The organism is Streptomyces sp. NPDC047880 (assembly GCF_040706515.1).
In the GTDB taxonomy this organism is placed as follows: domain Bacteria; phylum Actinomycetota; class Actinomycetes; order Streptomycetales; family Streptomycetaceae; genus Streptomyces.
Window position 1 is genome coordinate 1 of record NZ_JBEZOK010000006.1, and the last position, 18,036, is coordinate 18,036.

Sequence of the window (18,036 nt, forward strand, 5' to 3'; positions counted from 1 at the left end):
CCACGGCTCCGCTGACTCGGCCGCGGCGTGGGCGTGCGTGTCGGGCCCGGACACCGCCCCCCCCGAACCCACCTCGCGGTGGGCCCGCAAGGTCCACCCCCCCCCCCCCCCACCGGCATGAGGAGGTGCGGCTCAGGCCGCCTCGGGCTGCTTTCCGTCGTGCAGGGCGATCGCGCGCTGCATCGCCTTGCGGGCGCGGGGGGTGTCACGGGCGTCGTGGTAGGCGACGGCGAGGCGGAACCAGGCGCGCCAGTCGTCGGGGGCGTCCTCCGTCTCGGCCTTGCGCCGGGCGAAGACCTCGTCGGCCGAGTCGCGGTCGATGCGCCCGCTGGGGGTGCGCCGCAGTTCGTCGACGGGCAGACCGCCCTCGGCGTCGAGTTCGGCGGCCAGTTGACCGGCCTTCCGCGCGAACTGCGTGTTCTTCCACAGGAACCACAGGCCGATGACCGGCAGGATCAGCACGGCGACACCGAAGGTGACGGTGAGGGGCGTGCCGATCTTGATGAGCAGGACGCCGCGGCTGCCGACCAGGACGAAGTAGACGACCAGGACGGCGGCGGTGAGGGCGTAGGTGAGCTTCGCGCGCATGACGGTCAGGGGCTCAGTTCAGATCAAGGAAGTGTTCGAGGCCGAATGTCAGGCCCGGGGTGCTCACCACGCGACGGGCGCCGAGCAGGATGCCCGGCATGAAGCTGCTGTGGTGGAGCGAGTCGTGCCGGATGGTGAGCGTCTCGCCCTCGCCGCCCAGCAGGACCTCCTGGTGGGCCAGCAGGCCGCGCAAGCGCACGGAGTGCACGGGGACGCCGTCGACGTTCGCGCCCCGCGCGCCGTCCAGGGCCTTCTCCGTGGCGTCCGGTGCCTGGGCGGAACCCGCCTCTGCACGCGCCGACGCGATGAGCTGGGCTGTGCGCGTGGCGGTGCCCGAGGGGGCGTCGACCTTCTTCGGGTGGTGGAGTTCGATGACCTCCACCGACTCGAAGTACGGTGCCGCGATCTGCGCGAACTTCATGTTCAGCACGGCCCCGATGGAGAAGTTCGGCGCGATGAGCGCGCCCGTCTCCGGGGAGGCGGACAGCCAGCCGTTCAGCTGCGCGAGGCGCTCGTCGGTCCAGCCGGTGGTGCCGACGACCGCGTGGATGCCGTGGCCGACGCAGAACTCGAGGTTGGCCATGACCGAGTCGGGCGTGGTCAGTTCGACCGCGACCTGAGCGCCGGTCTCGGTCAGCGTCTCCAGCTTGTCGCCGCGGCCGAGGGCGGCGACGAGTTCCATGTCCTCGGCGGCTTCGACGGCTCGTACGGCTTCCGAGCCGATCCGGCCCTTGGCACCGAGGACCGCCACGCGCAGCTTGCTCATCTCTTGTGCTTCCTTCAACCAGGGGATCGTCAGGCGACGGCGTCGTTGAGGCGGGTCGCCTGTTTGTCCTTCAGCGGGCCGATGACCGACAGGGAGGGCCGCCTGCCCAGGATCTCGCGGGCGACTTCGCGGACGTCGTCCGGGGTGACCGACGCGATCCGCGCCAGCATGTCGTCGACGGACATCTGCTCGCCCCAGCACAGCTCGCTCTTGCCGATGCGGTTCATCAGCGCGCCGGTGTCCTCCAGACCGAGGACCGTGGACCCCTGGAGCTGGCCGATGGCACGCCCTATCTCGTCGTCCGAGAGGCCGTGCTGCGCGACCTGGTCGAGCTCGTCGCGGCAGATCTTCAGCACGTCGTGCACCTGCGAGGGCCGGCAGCCGGCGTAGACGCCGAACAGGCCGCAGTCGGCGAAGCCCGAGGTGTACGAGTACACGCTGTAGGCCAGGCCGCGCTTCTCGCGGACCTCCTGGAAGAGGCGGGAGGACATGCCTCCGCCGAGGGCCGTGTTCAGCACGCCGAGGGCCCAGCGGCGCTCGTCGGTGCGGGCCAGGCCGGGCATGCCGAGCACGACGTGCGCCTGCTCGGTCTTGCGGTCGATCAGCTCGACGCGGCCCGCGGTGCGCAGGGCTCGCGTGCCGCTGCGCGGGGCGACGGGTTCCGCGGCCGTGTCCTTGAAGGCTCCGGCCTTCTCGAAGGCGGCGCGGACCTGCCGTACGACCTTGGCGTGGTCGATGTTGCCGGCACAGGCAACGACCAGGTGGGTCGGGTCGTAGTGCTTCTTGTAGAAGCGGCGGATGCGGTCGGCGGTGAGGGCGTTGACCGTGTCGACCGTGCCGAGGACCGGGCGGCCGAGGGGGTTGTCGCCGAACATCGTGTGCGCGAACAGGTCGTGCACGCAGTCGCCCGGGTCGTCCTCGGTCATGGCGATCTCTTCGAGGATCGCGCCCCGCTCGACGTCGACGTCGTCCTCGCGGATGAGCGAGCCGGTGAGCATGTCGCAGACGACGTCGATGGCGAGCGGCAGGTCGTTGTCGAGCACGCGTGCGTAGTAGCACGTGTACTCCTTCGCCGTGAACGCGTTCATCTCGCCGCCGACCGCGTCGAGCGTGGCGGAGATGTCCAGGGCCGACCTGCGGCTGGTGCCCTTGAAGAGCAGGTGCTCCAGGTAGTGGGTGGCGCCGTTCAGGGCCGGGGTCTCGTCGCGGGAGCCGACGTGCGCCCAGATGCCGAAGGTCGCGGAGCGGACCGCGGGCTGGGTCTCGGTGACGATGCGCAGACCGCCGGGGAGGGTGGTCTTGCGGACCGTGCCGATGCCGTTCTCGCCCCTGATGAGGGTTTGGGTACGGGCGACGGCCCGCGCCTCCGAGGAGGTGCGGGCCGTCGCCTGGAAGCCACGGGACGTCACTTGTCGCCGTCGTCCTTCTTCTCGTCGCCGTCTTCGCCCTCGATGACCGGGATCAGAGAGAGCTTGCCGCGGGAGTCGATCTCGGCGATCTCGACCTGGACCTTGGCGCCCACGCCGAGGACGTCCTCGACGTTCTCCACGCGCTTGCCGCCGGCGAGCTTGCGGATCTGCGAGATGTGCAGCAGGCCGTCCTTGCCGGGCAGCAGGGAGACGAACGCACCGAAGGTGGTCGTCTTCACGACCGTGCCCAGGTAGCGCTCGCCGACCTCGGGCATCGTCGGGTTGGCGATGCCGTTGATCGTGGAGCGGGCGGCCTCGGCGGCCGGGCCGTCGGCGGCACCGATGTAGATGGTGCCGTCGTCCTCGATCGTGATCTCGGCGCCGGTGTCCTCCTGGATCTGGTTGATCATCTTGCCCTTGGGGCCGATGACCTCGCCGATCTTGTCCACGGGGATCTTGACGGTGATGATCCGCGGGGCGTTCGGGGACATCTCGTCCGGGGTGTCGATCGCTTCCATCATCACGTCGAGGATGTGGAGGCGGGCGTCGCGGGCCTGCTTGAGGGCCGCGGCCAGGACGGAGGCCGGGATGCCGTCCAGCTTGGTGTCGAGCTGGAGGGCGGTCACGAAGTCCTTGGTGCCGGCGACCTTGAAGTCCATGTCGCCGAAGGCGTCCTCCGCACCGAGGATGTCGGTGAGGGTGACGTAGTGCGTCTCGCCCTCGATCTCCTGGGAGATCAGGCCCATGGCGATACCGGCGACGGGGGCCTTCAGCGGCACACCGGCGTTCAGCAGCGACATGGTGGAGGCGCAGACCGAGCCCATGGACGTCGAGCCGTTGGAGCTCAGCGCCTCGGAGACCTGGCGGATCGCGTAGGGGAACTCCTCGCGGGTCGGCAGGACCGGGACCAGGGCGCGCTCGGCGAGGGCGCCGTGGCCGATCTCGCGGCGCTTCGGGGAGCCGACGCGGCCGGTCTCGCCGGTGGAGTACGGCGGGAAGTTGTAGTTGTGCATGTAGCGCTTGCGGGTCACCGGGGAGAGGGTGTCCAGCTGCTGCTCCATGCGGAGCATGTTCAGGGTGGTGACGCCCAGGATCTGGGTCTCGCCACGCTCGAACACGGCGGAGCCGTGGACCCGCGGGATGGCCTCGACCTCGGCGGCCAGGGTGCGGATGTCGGTGACACCGCGGCCGTCGATGCGCTTCTTCTCCTTGATGACGCGCTCACGGACCAGGGTCTTGGTCAGCGCGCGGTACGCGGCGGAGATCTCCTTCTCGCGGCCCTCGAACTCCGGGAGGAGCTTCTCGGCGGCCAGACCCTTGACGCGGTCCAGCTCGGCTTCGCGCTCCTGCTTGCCGGCGATGGTCAGCGCGGAGGCGAGCTCCGGGCGGACGGCGGCGGTGAGCGCCTCCAGGACGTCGTCCTGGTAGTCCAGGAAGATCGGGAACTCGCCGGTGGGCTTGGCAGCCTTGGCGGCGAGGTCCGACTGGGCCTTGCAGAGCACCTTGATGAAGGGCTTCGCGGCGTCCAGACCGGCGGCGACGACCTCCTCGGTCGGCGCCTCGGAGCCGCCCTCGACCAGCTTGATGGTCTTCTCGGTGGCCTCGGCCTCGACCATCATGATCGCGACGTCGCCGTCCTCCAGGACACGGCCCGCGACGACCATGTCGAAGACGGCGTCCTCGAGCTCGGTGTGCGTCGGGAAGGCCACCCACTGGCCGCGGATCAGCGCGACGCGGACGCCGCCGATCGGGCCGGAGAAGGGCAGGCCGGCCAGCTGCGTGGACGCGGACGCGGCGTTGATCGCGACGACGTCGTACAGGTGGTCGGGGTTGAGCGCCATGATCGTGGCGACGACCTGGATCTCGTTGCGCAGGCCCTTCTTGAAGGAGGGGCGCAGCGGGCGGTCGATCAGGCGGCAGGTGAGGATGGCGTCCTCGGAGGGACGGCCCTCACGGCGGAAGAAGCTGCCGGGGATCTTGCCGGCGGCGTACATCCGCTCCTCGACGTCCACCGTCAGGGGGAAGAAGTCGAGCTGGTCCTTGGGGTTCTTGGAGGCGGTGGTGGCCGACAGCACCATGGTGTCGTCGTCCAGGTACGCCACGGCGGAGCCGGCGGCCTGCTTGGCCAGGCGGCCCGTCTCGAAGCGGATGGTGCGGGTGCCGAAGGCGCCATTGTCGATGACGGCCTCGGCGTAGTGGGTCTCGTTCTCCACTAGCGTTTTCTCCTCGTCCTCGTCTCCGGCTGCCCGTGTGGCAGGGAGACGGTTGCGGAGAAGCGCGCCGTGCTGTGCGGGCCGGTCTTCGATCGAAGCTCCCGGGGGTTCGTTTTCCCGGGGGCCACTACCGAGGACCGGCGGCGGCCAGGAGCGCCTCTCCTCTTCTTGTCGTACTGTCTCGTCCGTATTGCGTTGTGCTACCACACTACAAAGCGGTGGTGACACTCCGCACGTACAGCAAAGGGAGCGGCCCCCATTCTCCGGGAACCGCTCCCCTCACGGCGTCTTACTTGGCGCCCGCCGCACCACGGCGGATGCCGAGGCGGTCGACCAGCGCACGGAAGCGCTGGATGTCCTTCTTCGCCAGGTACTGGAGAAGGCGGCGACGCTGACCCACCAGGATCAGCAGGCCACGGCGGGAGTGGTGGTCGTGCTTGTGGGTCTTGAGGTGCTCGGTCAGGTCGGAGATCCGACGGGACAGCAGAGCGACCTGGACCTCGGGGGAGCCGGTGTCGCCCTCCTTGGTACCGAACTCGGACATGATCTGCTTCTTCGTAGCGGCGTCGAGCGACACGCGTACTCCTCATGGTCTGTGGTGGCCACCGAGTGCCCCCGGTCTGCATCTCGGGGGAGCTTCCATGACTCGGAAGGCGAGATCCGCTGGGCGCGGCCTCCAGAGCGGTGAGCTCCGGGGGTGCGTACACAAACGGCCGTCGACCAGCGTACCAGGCCGCCGGGGTCCCCTTTGCCCTGGTCCGTCGAACCTCCCGGCCGGGGTGCAAGGGGCCACTAGGGTGAGCGGACTCGGATCGTTCGTACGTCGGGAAGGGGTCGCTGCGGCATGGCGGAGACGGCTGAGGAGATCAAGGCACGCAAGGAACGGGAGCGGGACGAGCTCTACGCCCTCGACATCTCCGGGGTCGAGTGGCACGGCGCGCCGGGCACCGAGGCGCACGAGGAGCGGGTCGAGATCGCCTACCTGCCCGAGGGGGCCGTGGCGATGCGGTCGTCGCTCGACCCGGACACGGTGCTGCGCTACACCGAGGCGGAGTGGCGGGCTTTCGTGCTGGGGGCGCGCGACGGAGAGTTCGATCTCGAGCCGGGGGCGCGCACCGGGGGGCCCGAAGCCGGGCAGTAGGCAACGCGTGGGCGAAGAGGGGTGAGCCGGTGAACGGCCGCCCCTCTTCGCATGTCTCTCCGGCCTGGAGGCGACTGCGTTCTCGTGACCTCAATACGGCTGCGCCGCAAGGTGGTTCACAACCCTTCACGCCAATCACCCTTTTTCTTCACCGAAGTGCGTGCCGTATACGTCACTTCCGGGCACCTTCTGGGCAGGTTGTGACGCGGCGGACAGCTGATCGGGGACGGACGGGCCTGCCGGGGCGGGGCTTGTGGTGATTAGGCTGGGACGGGGCGCGCCGTCAGAACCCGTGGTAGGCGTCGGCGTCCCAGGGGGGAAGGCGGGGGAGCCTGTGGAGCGGACGACCTCGGACGACCTCGATACGCCTCAAACGACTTCGCACGACGTCGGACGACAAGCAAGGGTCGCCCCAGCACGGCATGAGGGTGCTCGACCACACCAGGAGGAACACTGTGAGCAGCGATCGGGACGGGATCCGCGGGGGCTGGGCGACACCCGGCGATGACCAGCCCGACGCGGAGTCCGCAGCGGAGATGACGGGCGAGTTCACCATCGACTACGCGCCGCCCGCCTGGTACACGCAGAACGCTTCGGGGAGTTCGTCCTCGAGGCAGGGGGCGGGGGCGTCCGAGGACTCGAGCGCTTCGGGAGCGCCCGGGGGTTCCGGGCCGGGGGCTTCCGGTGTGCCCGGGGGTCCGGGGGCGAGCAGTGCTTACGGGGCGCCCGGTGGTTCGGGGGTGAACGGTGGTTCCGGCGCTGCCGGGGCCTCGGGGGTGCCCGGCGGGTCCGGAATGCCGAAGGGACCCGTACCGCCGCTGCCCGGGCTGACTCCGCCGCCGCACGCCAATCCTTCCGGTGGTCCTTCGTCCCTGCCGACGTCCCTGCCCGGGCAGGGCTCCGCACAGGCTCCTGCGCCCGGGGCGCCGTTCACTCCTCCCGCTCCGGCTCCCGCTCCGGGCGCCCCGTTCACACCTCCCGCGCCCGCGCCGGGTGCGCCCTTCACGCCGCCCGCACCTCCCACGCCCGCTTCGGGGGGTCCTTCGGGCGTCCCCAAGCTTCCGATGGGCAGCGGGTTCGAGCCGCAGGGGCCGCCGCACGGGGACCGGCCTTCGGGGCCGTCCGAGACGCCCGCGGGCGATGCGGCCTCTCCCACGGCGGTGCCGAACATCCCCGTCGTCGGGTACCAGTCGCCGTGGTCGCCGCAGGCCCCGGCCGTCTCCGAGACTCCGGCTACGCAGCCCGCCGCTGCGGAGACTCCGGACGCCCCCGAGACCTCGGCGGCTGCCGAGGCTCCTGCGGCCCCTGAGACTCCGACGACTCCCGAGGCTTCGACCCCGGCGGCTTCCGTCGATGCCCCGGAGCCGGAGAACGGCGATCTGGAGAGCGGTGCCACCATGCGCTTCTCCGCTGTCGCCTTGAAGCGGGAGATCGAGGAGCGTGCCGCCGCGGAGGCGGTCGCCGGTCCTGAGGCTCCCGAAGCTGCCGACGCCCCCGAGGCTGCCGAGGCTCCTGAGGCGGTGGACTCCGACGGCGCCGACAGCGGTGCCCGTGCCGACGGCACGGAGGACGACGGCCCCGGTGCGGAGGCCGACGACTCCGTCGCGGCTTCGGAGTACGCGCTGGACGCGGACGCCTTCACCGACGTGCCGCCGGTCGAGGAGGCGGAGCCGGAGGACACCCGGCCGGAGCCCGAGGACGTGGCTCCCGAGGTCTCCCAGCCGGAGGTCGCCGCACCCGAGGCCACCGAGGCCGAGGACGCCGGGCCGGAAGCCGTCGGGTCCAAGGGCGCAGAGGCCGAGGACGCCGAGCCCGAGCATGCGGAGCCCGAGGACGCCCGGCCCGAGGACGTCCAGCGCGGGGAAGCGCTGCCCGAAGAAACGCAGCCCGACTCCGACGAGCCTGTGGACGCGGTGCCGGCCAGTGCCGGACACGAGGGCGAGGACCCGGTGGCACCTGCTGCCGAGCCGGCTGACACACCCCCCGCTGACGCTCCCCCCACCGACGGCGTCCCCGCGCAGAGCGAGCCGGAGGACGCCGTACCGGCCTCCCCCGAGGCGCCGCAGAGCACGTCGGCCGACTCCGCTCCCCCGCCCCCGCAGGACGTACCGCCGCTGCCGCCGTCGTACCAGCCGGCCGCTCCGGCACCGGCGAGCGAGTGGCCCGCCCAGCCGCAGCAGCCCCCGGCGCAGCCCTCGGACCCGAACGCCGCACCCGCTCAGCCGCAGCCGACGGCCGCACAGGGGCAGCCCCCGGTGCCCCAGATGCCGGCACAGCAGCCGCCGTTCCAGCCGCAGGCGCCGCAGCCCGCGCCCACCGCGTGGAACGCCGCACCGACGCCGCCCCACCAGCCGCCCGCCCAGCCCACACCGCAGCCCGGCGGCTACGGCTTCCCTCAGCAGGGCAACCCGCCCGCTGCACCGCCCGCCCCCCAGGGCGGCTACGCATACCCGCACACCGCAGCCCCCACCCCGAACGCCCAGCAGCCGCAGAGCCCGCCGGCTCCCGCGCCCCCCGCGCAGGGCGGCTACGGCTTCCCGCAGCAAGGCGACGCGCCCGCCCCGCAGGCCGGCTACGGCTTCCCCCAGCCGGGCGCTCCGGCCCCGGACGCCCAGCAGCCCCAGAACGCGCCGGCCCCCGCACCCGACGCCCAGGGCGGCTACGGCTTCCCGCTGGCCCCGGCCGCGCCCAACCCCCAAGGCGGCTACGGCTTCCCGCACCCGGGCGCCCAGCCGCCGCACGCGCAGGCCCAGCCGCAGCCTCATGTCCCCCCGCAGGCCCAGCCGCAGCCCCATGTCCCCCCGCAGGGCCGGCCCCACCCCGAAGGCCGGCCCTCGCAGGCCGAGCAGCCCGGGCAGTCCGGGCAGTCCGACCCCGCGGCGCAGCAACAGCCCGGGCAACTCCCGCCGCAGCAGCCCGTCGACCCCCGTACCGGTGCGGCCTGGCCGCAGCCCATCCAGCACGACCAGCGGCAGCCGACCAACCCCGGCGCAGCACCGCTCGGTTACACCGCTGCCGTGGAGCTGTCGTCGGACCGGCTGCTCAACAGCAAGAAGCAGAAGGCGAAGAGCAGCCGTCCGGTGGCGGGGGGCGGGCGCTTCAAGCTCGGCGGGAAGAAGGAGGAGGCCGAGCGGCAGCGGAAGCTCGACCTGATCCGCACGCCCGTGCTCTCCTGCTACCGGATCGCGGTGATCAGTCTCAAGGGCGGTGTCGGCAAGACGACCACGACCACCGCGCTGGGCTCCACGCTCGCCACCGAACGGCAGGACAAGATCCTCGCGATCGACGCCAACCCGGACGCGGGCACCCTCGGGCGCCGCGTGCGGCGGGAGACCGGGGCCACCATCCGTGACCTCGTCCAGGCGATCCCGTACCTCAACTCGTACATGGACATCCGGCGGTTCACGTCGCAGGCGTCCTCCGGGCTGGAGATCATCGCCAACGACGTCGACCCGGCCGTGTCCACGACGTTCAACGACGAGGACTACCGGCGCGCGATCGACGTGCTCGGCAAGCAGTACCCGGTGATCCTCACCGACTCGGGTACCGGTCTGCTGTACAGCGCCATGCGCGGTGTGCTGGACCTCGCCGACCAGCTCATCATCATCTCGACGCCGTCGGTGGACGGGGCGAGCAGTGCGAGCACGACCTTGGACTGGCTGTCGGCGCACGGGTACGCCGACCTCGTCTCGCGGTCCATCACGGTCATCTCCGGTGTGCGCGAGACCGGCAAGATGATCAAGGTCGAGGACATCGTGTCGCACTTCGAGACGCGCTGCCGTGGGGTCGTCGTCGTGCCCTTCGACGAGCACCTCGCCGCCGGTGCCGAGGTCGACCTCGACATGATGCGGCCCAAGGTGCGGGAGGCGTACTTCAACCTGGCCGCGATGGTCGCCGAGGACTTCGTCCGGCACCAGCAGTCGCACGGGCTGTGGACCTCCGACGGCAACCCGCCGCCGGTCGCGGCCCCGCCGATGCCGGGCCAGGCCATGCCGGGCCAGCCGTACGCCCAGCCGGGTCAGCCCGCGCCCGGTCAGCCCTACGCCCAGCCCGGTCAGCCCGCCCCCGGTCAGCCCTACGCCCAGCCCGGCCAGCCCGCCCCCGGTCAGCCCTACGCCCAGCCCGGCCAGCCTCCGTACCCGGGCCAGCAGCAGGCGGCTCCCGGCCAGCCGGGCGTGTACCCGCACCTGCCCCAGCAGCCGCAGCCCGGTCAGCCGTACGCCCAGCCGGGCCAGCCCCCCGCCCAGCACGCCCAGCCGTACCCCCAGGCGGCGGGTCAGCCGTACCCGCAGCCGGGTCAGCAAGCCGAGCAGCCGGGTCAGCCGGCGGCCCACCCCGGCCAGCCGTACCCCCAGCCCGGTCAGCCCCCGGCCGCTCCCCCGCAGCCGGGCTACGGCTACCCGCAGCCGGGCCGGCCGGACGGACCCCAGCCGGACGGCCAGACCCCGCCGCCCCCGCCTCCGACGCAGTAATCGCCTCACCCGATCGGCCCCTTCTCAGGGGCCGATCCCCGCCCGGCCCGCGCCGTTCCGACTCGGCGCGGGCCACGGTGCGTTCAGGGGCGAAATTCCGTTGCCAGGCCCTGGCCAGGGGCGCGTCAGTGGTCTCCACCAATGGGTGCGAAAAGCTCGCCAATTCGTTATTTCCGCAGGCCACAAGGGGTGAACGCGCCGTTGACGGGTGGAGACGGCCGCTGGTACACACACATCACGTATCTGACAGCTGATCAACCCGTCCTTCCCGTCCGAGCGATGACGCGAGGTCCGACCATGGGCACGAACGATCAGAAACGCAGCCTCCCGCACGGCCTCCGGCTCGTCGCCCTGGCCGCGGCCGCAGCGCTCACCCTCACCGCCGGTCTCGCGACCCCGCTCGACCCGGCTCCCCAGCAGGCCCGGGCGGCCGACGACGGCAAGAAGGTGCTGACCGTCGCCGTGGCGCAGAGCGTGGACTCGCTCAGCCCGTTCCTGGCGGTCCGGCTGCTCAGCACGAGCATCCACCGGCTCATGTACGAGTACCTGACCAACTACGACCCCAAGGACAACCACGCCATCGCGGGCCTGGCGACCAAGTGGGAGCCGTCGGCGGACAAGCTGACGTGGACGTACACGATCCGCGACAACTCGAAGTGGTCGGACGGCGAGCAGGCCACCGCCGAGGACGCGGCGTGGACGTTCAACAAGATGATGACCGACACCGGCGCGGCCACCGCGAACGGCAGCTACGTCGGGAACTTCAGGAAGGTGACCGCGCCCAGCCCCACCAAGCTGGTCATCGAGCTGAAGAAGCCGCAGGCCACCATGGCCGCGCTGGACGTGCCGATCGTGCCGAAGCACGTGTGGGAGAAGGTCTCGGACTTCTCCGAGTTCAACAACGACAAGAGCTTCCCCGTCGTGGGGAACGGGCCGTTCGTGCTGAGTGGCTACAAGGCCGACAGCTACGTCCGGCTCAAGGCCAACAAGGACTTCTGGCGCGGGTCGCCGAAGTTCGACGAGCTGGTCTTCCGCTACTACAAGGACCAGGACGCGGCCGTGTCGGCCCTGCGCAAGGGCGAGGTGTCCTTCGTCGCCGGGTCACCGTCCCTGACGCCCGCTCAGGCGGAGTCGTTGAAGGGCGCGGACGACATCCAGGTCAACGACGCCCCCGGCCGCCGCTTCTACGCCCTCGCCACCAACCCGGGCGCGAAGGCGAAGAACGGCGAGAAGTTCGGCGACGGCCACCCCTCCCTCCTTGACCAGCGGGTGCGCAACGCGCTGTTCCGTGCCGTCGACCGCGAGGCCATCATCGACAAGGTGTTCCGGGGGCACGCCGTCGAGGGCGAGGGCTACATCCCGCCCCGCTTCCAGGACTACTTCTGGAAGCCGTCCGCGGACCGGAAGCTGGCGTACGACCCGGCCGAGGCGGCCCGGCTGCTCGACCGTGCGGGGTACAAGAAGAACGGCGACGGCAAGCGCGTCGGCAAGGACGGCAAGCCGATCACCTACCGCGTGCTGTGCCACGCCACCGACCCGAACGACAAGGCGGTCGGCAAGTACCTCCAGGAGTGGTGGGGCGACCTCGGCATCGGCGTTCAGCTCAACTGCCTGGACAACGTGACCGACCCGTGGCTGGCCGGCAAGTACGACCTGGCGTTCGACGGCTGGTCGGTCAATCCCGACCCGGACTTCGTGCTGTCGATCCACACCTGCGGCGCGCTCCCGGCGACCCCGAAGGACACCGGCGCGACGGACAACTTCATCTGCGACAAGAAGTACGACGAGCTGTACGCCCGCCAGCTCACCGAGTACGACCCCGCCAAACGGGCGGACATCGTCAAGCAGATGGAGTCGCGGCTGTACGACCTCGGGTACATGAACGTCATGGCGTACCCGAACGCGGTCGAGGCCTTCCGGACGGACCAGATCAAGTCGATCACGACCATGCCGGCGAAGGCGGGCAACATCTACGGGCAGGACGGCTACTGGAGCTGGTGGTCTGCGGTCCCGGCGGACTCCGGCGGCTCCTCGGACAGCGCGTCGTCGACGGGGGTCGTGATCGGCATCGTCGCGGCTGTCGTGATCCTCGGGGGGCTCGGCGCCTTCGCGGCGATGCGGCGGCGGGCCACCGCCGAGGAACGCGAGTAGGCGGCGAGCGGGTACTCATGACCGCTGACGCGACTCCCGCGCTCGTCGAGGACAAGCAGCGGCCGGCGGCCGGGCCACGGGTACGCAAGAGCTCCGCGTACCCGCGGTACCTGGCGGGCAAGGTGGCCGGGGCCGCCGTATCGCTGCTGGCCGTCCTCGTGACCAGCTTCTTCCTCTTCCGGCTGATCCCCGGCGACCCGGTGAAGACCATGACGGGCGGCCGTCAGGTGTCGGCGGAGCAACTGGCCGCCTACCGTGAGGAGTTCGGGCTCGGCCTGCCGCTGTGGCGGCAGTTCACCGACTACTGCGGCAAGGCGCTCACGGGCGACTTCGGGACGTCGTACCAGTTCCGTGCCCCCGTCGTCGACAAGATCACCGAGGCGCTGCCGAACACCCTGCTGCTCACGGGGACGGCGTTCGTCCTCTACACGGCGCTGGGCATCTTCCTCGGCACCCGGTCGGCCTGGCGGCACGGCAAGCTCGGCGACCGCTTGAACACGGGCCTCGCGCTGACGCTGTACTCCATTCCGTCCTTCTGGCTGGGACTGCTGCTGATCATCGTGCTGTCGGTGGGCATCGGCCCGCTGCCGGGCATGTTCCCCACCGGCGGCATGGAGTCGGGCGGCGAGGAGGGCTTCGCGTACGTCCTTGACGTGGCGCACCATCTGGTGCTGCCGGTGGTGACGCTGGTGGCCGTGGAGTACGGGCAGACGCTGCTGGTCACGAGGTCGGCGCTGCTGGACGAGATGGGCAGTGACTATCTGACGACCGCGCGGGCCAAGGGGCTGCGCGACGACCTCGTACGGCGTCGGCACGCGGTGCCGAACGCGCTGCTGCCGACCGTGACGCTGATCTTCATCAACCTCGGCCGGACGGTGGCGGGCGTGATCCTCGTGGAGACGGTGTTCTCCTGGCCTGGCCTCGGCGGGCTGTTCTACCAGGCCTTGAGCGTGCCGGACCTGCCGCTCGTGCAGGGGCTGTTCTTCGTCTTCGCCACCGCGGTGATCCTGATGAACACCCTCGCCGACCTGGTCTATCCGCTGCTGGACCCCCGGGTGGCCCGATGACGACGACCGGAACGGCCCCGAGCCCGCGCTCTCTCGCCCGGCAGCGCCGCCGGGCGTCCGTCGCCCGCTTCTGGCGGCAGTACCGCTCCGAAAGGGCGGGGCTGTACGGCCTGGCCGTGCTCGCCCTGTGCGCGCTGCTGGCGCTGTTCGCACCACTGTTCGTCGGGGCCGACGTGAGCAGCGTGACCGACGCGCCGGGGCGTCCGATGCAGAGCCCGAGCGCCGAGTTCCCGCTCGGCACGGACCAGTTCGGGCGGGACCTGCTCGGCCTGGTGATCTGGGGGGCGCGGGTGTCGCTGCTGGTCGGGCTGCTCGCGGCCGTGCTGTCGGTGGCGATCGGCACCCTGATCGGTGTGACGGCGGGACACTTCAAGGGCTGGTACGCGACGGTGATGATGCGGATCACCGACTGGTTCCTGGTCATGCCGACGCTGGTGCTGGCGATCGCGCTGGCGACCGTGATGTCCCGCTCGCTGACCACGACCGTCGTCGCGATCGGCGTCACCACCTGGCCGACCACGGCCCGGCTGGTGCGCGCGCAGACCCTGGCGGTGGAGACCCGGCCGTACATCGAGCGGGCACAGGCGCTCGGCGGCGGGCACCGGCACATCATGTCCCGGCACGTGCTGCCCAATGTGATGCCGCTGGTGCTGGCCCAGACGACCCTGATCATCTCCTCGGCCATCCTCGCGGAGGCGACGCTCGCCTTCCTCGGCCTGGGCGACCCGACGGTCGTGTCGTGGGGCGGGCTGCTCCAGGACGCGCGGGAGGCGGGCGCGGTCAGTGCCGGGGACTGGTGGTACCTGGTGCCGCCGGGTATCGCCATCGCCGTGGTGGCGCTGGCGTTCACGCTGTGCGGGCGGGCCGTGGAGTCCGTCCTCAACCCCAGGCTGGGGGTGTCGCGTTGACTCTGCTCGACGTCAGGAACCTGACCGTGACCTACGCGGGCGGGGCGGCCGCTGTGCGCGGGGTGGATCTGCGCCTGGACGCGGGCCAGAAGCTCGGCCTCGCCGGGGAGTCCGGCTGCGGCAAGTCCACGCTGGCGCTGGCCCTGCTGCGGCTGCTGCCGGCGGGCGCCCGGATCACCGGGGAGGTGCTCCTGGACGGCGAGGACGTGCTGGCCATGAAGTGGGGCCGGGTCCGGGCGGTCCGCTGGGCCGGGGCCTCCGTCGTCTTCCAGGGCGCGATGCACTCCCTCAACGCCGTGCACCGCGTCGGCGACCAGATCGCCGAGCCGATCCTGCTGCACCGGAAGGCCACGACGGCCGGGGCGAAGAAGAAGACCGGGGAGCTGCTGGAGCAGGTCGGCCTGCCGGCCGCGCGCGCGGACGCCTACCCGCACGAGCTGTCCGGCGGTCAGCGCCAGCGGGTCATGATCGCCATGGCCCTGGCCTGCGACCCGCGGCTGATCATCGCCGACGAGCCGACCACCGCGCTCGACGTGATGATCCAGGCGCAGATCCTCCGGCTCATCGAGCAGCTGGTCGCGGACCAGGACCTGGGCCTGATCATGATCAGTCACGACCTGGCGGTCCTGGCCGACACCTGCGACCGGCTGGCGGTGATGTACGCGGGCCGGGTGGTCGAGGAGGGGCCCGCCCGGCAGGTGTACGAGGACGCCCGGCACCCGTACGCCCGGGCCCTGTCGGCGGCGTTCCCGCGCATCGGCGACCCGGCGTCCCGGTTCGCCCCGCGGGGACTGGCGGGCGACCCGCCCGACCCGGCCGCCCTGCCGTCCGGGTGCACGTTCCATCCGCGCTGTCCGGTGGCGCTGGACTCGTGCCCGGAGGAGGACCCGGTGCTGCGCGCGGCGGGGCCGGAGCGGCGGGCGGCGTGTGTGCTGGTCGGGCCGCCGGGAGCGGAGTCCGGTGCGAAGCGGGCGACGGTGGACCAGGAGGCCCGTGGGAAGGGCTCTGCCGGGGAACCGGGAGCCCGGGAGCAGCAGTCGGCCGGGGAGCCGGAAGCGCTGGAGGAAGCGAGGCCCACTACGCCATGACCACGTCCCCCACGGCCCCCGAGGTCACCACGGTCCCGCTGCTGAGCGCCCAGGGCCTGCACGTCACGTTCGCCGGACGGCACGGCGGCCCCCGGGCCCGGGCCGTGGACGGCGTCGATCTCGACATCCGCCCCGGCGAGATCGTCGCGCTGGTCGGCGAGTCCGGGTGCGGCAAGACGACGCTGGCCCGCAGTCTGCTCGGCCTGGTCGAACCGACGGCGGGCCGGGTCACCTTCGACGGCCGCCCGCTGGAGTACTCCGGCCGGTCCCTCAAGGCCTACCGCAAACGCGTCCAGTTGGTCCTCCAGGACCCGAGCGGCTCCCTCAACCCCCGGCACACGGTGTACGACGCGGTCGCCGAGGGCCTGCGCATCCACGGCTACGGCGGCGACGAGCGCACCGCGGTCGCCGGCGCCCTGTCCCGGGCCGGTCTGCGCCCCCCGGAGCGCTTCTTCCTGCGCTATCCGCACGAACTGTCCGGCGGGCAGCGCCAGCGGGTGGTCATCGCGGGCGCCTTGGTCCTGGAACCCGAACTCCTCGTCGCGGACGAGCCGGTGGCGTCCCTGGACGCCTCGGTACGGGGCGAGATCCTCGCCCTGCTGCTCCGGCTGCGCACCGAGCTGGGCCTGTCCGCCCTGGTCGTCACGCACGACCTGGGCCTGGCGTGGAACATCGCCGACCGGGTCGCCGTGATGTACCTGGGCCGGATCGTGGAGACGGGCGCGGTGGAGCAGGTCCTGACGGCACCGCGGCATCCCTACACGCAGGCTCTGCTGTCCGTTCTCCCGGAGGCACCTGGGCCACCGGTGGTCCTCACGGGGGAGCCCCCGGATCCGACCGGCGTCCCGTCAGGGTGCCGCTTCCACGCCCGCTGCCAGATCCTGGCGGGCGGCGAGGCGGAGCGAGCGGGCGTGGCGGACGCGTGCAGGGACCAGGACTTGCCGGTGCTGAGCGGGGGTGGTGCATCGCAGGTGGCCTGCCACTGGGCGGCTGCGGGCGCGCCCCGAAGGGGCGCGGGGCTGTGACATTGTGCGGCTCCGCCGCGTGGGCGCGGCAAACCACGACGCACCCGCGGACGGATGGCGAGGGGGCTACGCAGGCCCCTCGGCCGCCACCAGCGCCGCGCACTTCTCGACGTCCTGCCCCATCTGAACCAACAGCGCGTCCAGCGTCTCGAACTTCGCCTGCCCCCGCACGAACGCCAGGAAGTCGACCGCGACATGCAGCCCGTACAGGTCGAGCCCGACACGGTCGATGGCGTACGCCTCCACCGTCCGCTCGGTGCCCTCGAACTGCGGGTTCGTGCCGACGGAGATCGCTGCCGGCATCGCCTCGCCCTGGACGTGCAGCCAGCCGGCGTACACGCCGTCGGCCGGAATGGCCGTGTGCGGCAGCGTCTCCACGTTCGCCGTGGGGAAACCGAGTTCGCGCCCGCGCTGGGCACCCCGGACGACGACGCCCTCGACCCGGTGCGGCCGTCCCAGGATCTCCGCGGCGCCCCGGACATCGCCCTCGGCGACGAGCCGCCGCGTCAGGGTGGAGGAGAACGGCTCGCCGCCGCCCGCCTCGCCCGTCACGTACAGGTCGACGACCTCGACCTCGAAGTCGTAGGTCTTGCCCTGCGTGGCCAGGAACTCCACGTTGCCGGCGGCCTTGTGGCCGAAGCGGAAGTTGGGGCCCTCGACGACGGCCTTGGCGTGCAGCTTGTCGACCAGGACCTTGACGACGAAGTCGGCCGGGGACAGCTTCGAGAACTCGGTCGTGAAGGGGAGGATGAGCACCGCGTCCACGCCGAGGTCCGCCATGAGTTCGGCGCGGCGGTGGTGCGCGGCGAGCAGCGGCGGGTGGCTGCCGGGGCGGACGACCTCGCTCGGGTGCGGGTCGAAGGTGACGACGACGGCGGGCACGCCCAGTTCCCGGGCGCGGTCCACGGCATGCCGGATGATCAGCTGGTGTCCGCGGTGGACTCCGTCGTAGGAGCCGATGGTGACGACGCTGCGCCCCCAGTCCTGGGGGATGTCCTCCAAGCCACGCCAGCGCTGCACTGTGCCTGCTCCTTGTCGAAAGCTCGTCGAACCCGTGTCCGGTCGGTTGTCCGTGGTGCCTCGTACGCAGGTCTAAGGGTGCCATGCCGGGTGCTTGCCGCCCGCATCGGCATGGGGGCTGTGACAGGGCGCACGGCACCGCGGCGGCCCGGGCCCTCGGGCCGGGGCGATGCCGGACCCGATCACGT

The 18,036-nt window shown here is 71.7% G+C and carries 13 protein-coding genes; 7 read left to right on the forward strand and 6 right to left on the reverse strand.

Translation table 11 applies throughout. The features are described 5' to 3' along the window. Positions 1 to 132 precede the first annotated feature (132 nt). The 5 genes from AB0937_RS11430 to rpsO form a co-directional block, all read right to left on the reverse strand. Positions 133 to 588 carry a tetratricopeptide repeat protein gene (locus AB0937_RS11430; RefSeq protein WP_366711113.1) on the reverse strand — a complete coding sequence of 152 codons (456 nt, stop codon included), beginning with the start codon at positions 586 to 588 and terminating at the stop codon, positions 133 to 135. Between the two features lie 13 nt (positions 589 to 601). Next, entirely contained in the window at positions 602 to 1,354 is a 753-nt protein-coding gene (gene dapB / locus AB0937_RS11435; RefSeq protein ID WP_366711115.1) for a 4-hydroxy-tetrahydrodipicolinate reductase, read from the reverse strand. Between the two features lie 29 nt (positions 1,355 to 1,383). Further along, positions 1,384 to 2,763: a pitrilysin family protein gene (locus AB0937_RS11440; protein WP_366711116.1), complete on the reverse strand. Its 1,380-nt coding sequence runs from the start codon at positions 2,761 to 2,763 to the stop codon at positions 1,384 to 1,386. Next, on the reverse strand, positions 2,760 to 4,976 hold the full coding sequence (locus tag AB0937_RS11445; RefSeq protein WP_366711117.1) for a polyribonucleotide nucleotidyltransferase: 2,217 nt from the start codon (positions 4,974 to 4,976) through the stop codon (positions 2,760 to 2,762). The genes AB0937_RS11440 and AB0937_RS11445 overlap by 4 nt, the downstream gene beginning before the upstream one ends. Positions 4,977 to 5,265: 289 nt before the next feature. Next, positions 5,266 to 5,553, reverse strand: a complete 288-nt coding sequence (gene rpsO / locus AB0937_RS11450; protein WP_010042739.1) for a 30S ribosomal protein S15 — start codon at positions 5,551 to 5,553, stop codon at positions 5,266 to 5,268. 267 nt (positions 5,554 to 5,820) lie between these two features. Here rpsO and AB0937_RS11455 point away from each other — a divergent pair, with 267 nt between their 5' ends. The 7 genes from AB0937_RS11455 to AB0937_RS11485 all read left to right on the forward strand — a co-directional run bounded on the left by AB0937_RS11455 (position 5,821) and on the right by AB0937_RS11485 (position 16,828). Then, entirely contained in the window at positions 5,821 to 6,117 is a 297-nt protein-coding gene (locus tag AB0937_RS11455) for a DUF397 domain-containing protein (RefSeq protein ID WP_366711119.1), read from the forward strand. Between the two features lie 455 nt (positions 6,118 to 6,572). Further along, on the forward strand, positions 6,573 to 10,589 hold the full coding sequence (locus AB0937_RS11460; RefSeq protein WP_366711121.1) for an SCO5717 family growth-regulating ATPase: 4,017 nt from the start codon (positions 6,573 to 6,575) through the stop codon (positions 10,587 to 10,589). A gap of 297 nt (positions 10,590 to 10,886) precedes the next feature. Then, positions 10,887 to 12,740 carry an ABC transporter substrate-binding protein gene (locus AB0937_RS11465; protein ID WP_366711123.1) on the forward strand — a complete coding sequence of 618 codons (1,854 nt, stop codon included), beginning with the start codon at positions 10,887 to 10,889 and terminating at the stop codon, positions 12,738 to 12,740. Between the two features lie 17 nt (positions 12,741 to 12,757). Continuing rightward, a complete protein-coding gene (locus AB0937_RS11470) occupies positions 12,758 to 13,807 on the forward strand; it encodes an ABC transporter permease (RefSeq protein ID WP_366711124.1) in 1,050 nt (349 codons plus the stop codon). Beyond that, entirely contained in the window at positions 13,804 to 14,715 is a 912-nt protein-coding gene (locus tag AB0937_RS11475; protein WP_366711125.1) for an ABC transporter permease, read from the forward strand. Before AB0937_RS11470 ends, AB0937_RS11475 begins: the two co-directional genes overlap by 4 nt. Continuing rightward, positions 14,712 to 15,803: an ABC transporter ATP-binding protein gene (locus AB0937_RS11480; RefSeq protein WP_366711126.1), complete on the forward strand. Its 1,092-nt coding sequence runs from the start codon at positions 14,712 to 14,714 to the stop codon at positions 15,801 to 15,803. Before AB0937_RS11475 ends, AB0937_RS11480 begins: the two co-directional genes overlap by 4 nt. Next, on the forward strand, positions 15,800 to 16,828 hold the full coding sequence (locus tag AB0937_RS11485; RefSeq protein ID WP_366711128.1) for an ABC transporter ATP-binding protein: 1,029 nt from the start codon (positions 15,800 to 15,802) through the stop codon (positions 16,826 to 16,828). The genes AB0937_RS11480 and AB0937_RS11485 overlap by 4 nt, the downstream gene beginning before the upstream one ends. Before the next feature lie 66 nt (positions 16,829 to 16,894). Here AB0937_RS11485 and AB0937_RS11490 read toward each other — a convergent pair whose 3' ends face one another. Then, positions 16,895 to 17,848 (reverse strand): bifunctional riboflavin kinase/FAD synthetase, encoded by a 954-nt coding sequence (locus AB0937_RS11490; RefSeq protein ID WP_366711130.1) that lies wholly within the window; start codon positions 17,846 to 17,848, stop codon positions 16,895 to 16,897. Positions 17,849 to 18,036: the final 188 nt, after the last annotated feature.

Excerpts from the sequence above, each read along its gene's own strand:
- AB0937_RS11430 (WP_366711113.1), bottom strand. The coding sequence starts at position 588 with ATGCGCGCGAAGCTCACCTACGCCCTCACCGCCGCCGTCCTGGTCGTC.
- dapB (WP_366711115.1), bottom strand. The coding sequence starts at position 1,354 with ATGAGCAAGCTGCGCGTGGCGGTCCTCGGTGCCAAGGGCCGGATCGGC.
- AB0937_RS11455 (WP_366711119.1), top strand. The coding sequence starts at position 5,821 with ATGGCGGAGACGGCTGAGGAGATCAAGGCACGCAAGGAACGGGAGCGG.
- AB0937_RS11465 (WP_366711123.1), top strand. The coding sequence starts at position 10,887 with ATGGGCACGAACGATCAGAAACGCAGCCTCCCGCACGGCCTCCGGCTC.
- AB0937_RS11470 (WP_366711124.1), top strand. The coding sequence starts at position 12,758 with ATGACCGCTGACGCGACTCCCGCGCTCGTCGAGGACAAGCAGCGGCCG.
- AB0937_RS11475 (WP_366711125.1), top strand. The coding sequence starts at position 13,804 with ATGACGACGACCGGAACGGCCCCGAGCCCGCGCTCTCTCGCCCGGCAG.
- AB0937_RS11485 (WP_366711128.1), top strand. The coding sequence starts at position 15,800 with ATGACCACGTCCCCCACGGCCCCCGAGGTCACCACGGTCCCGCTGCTG.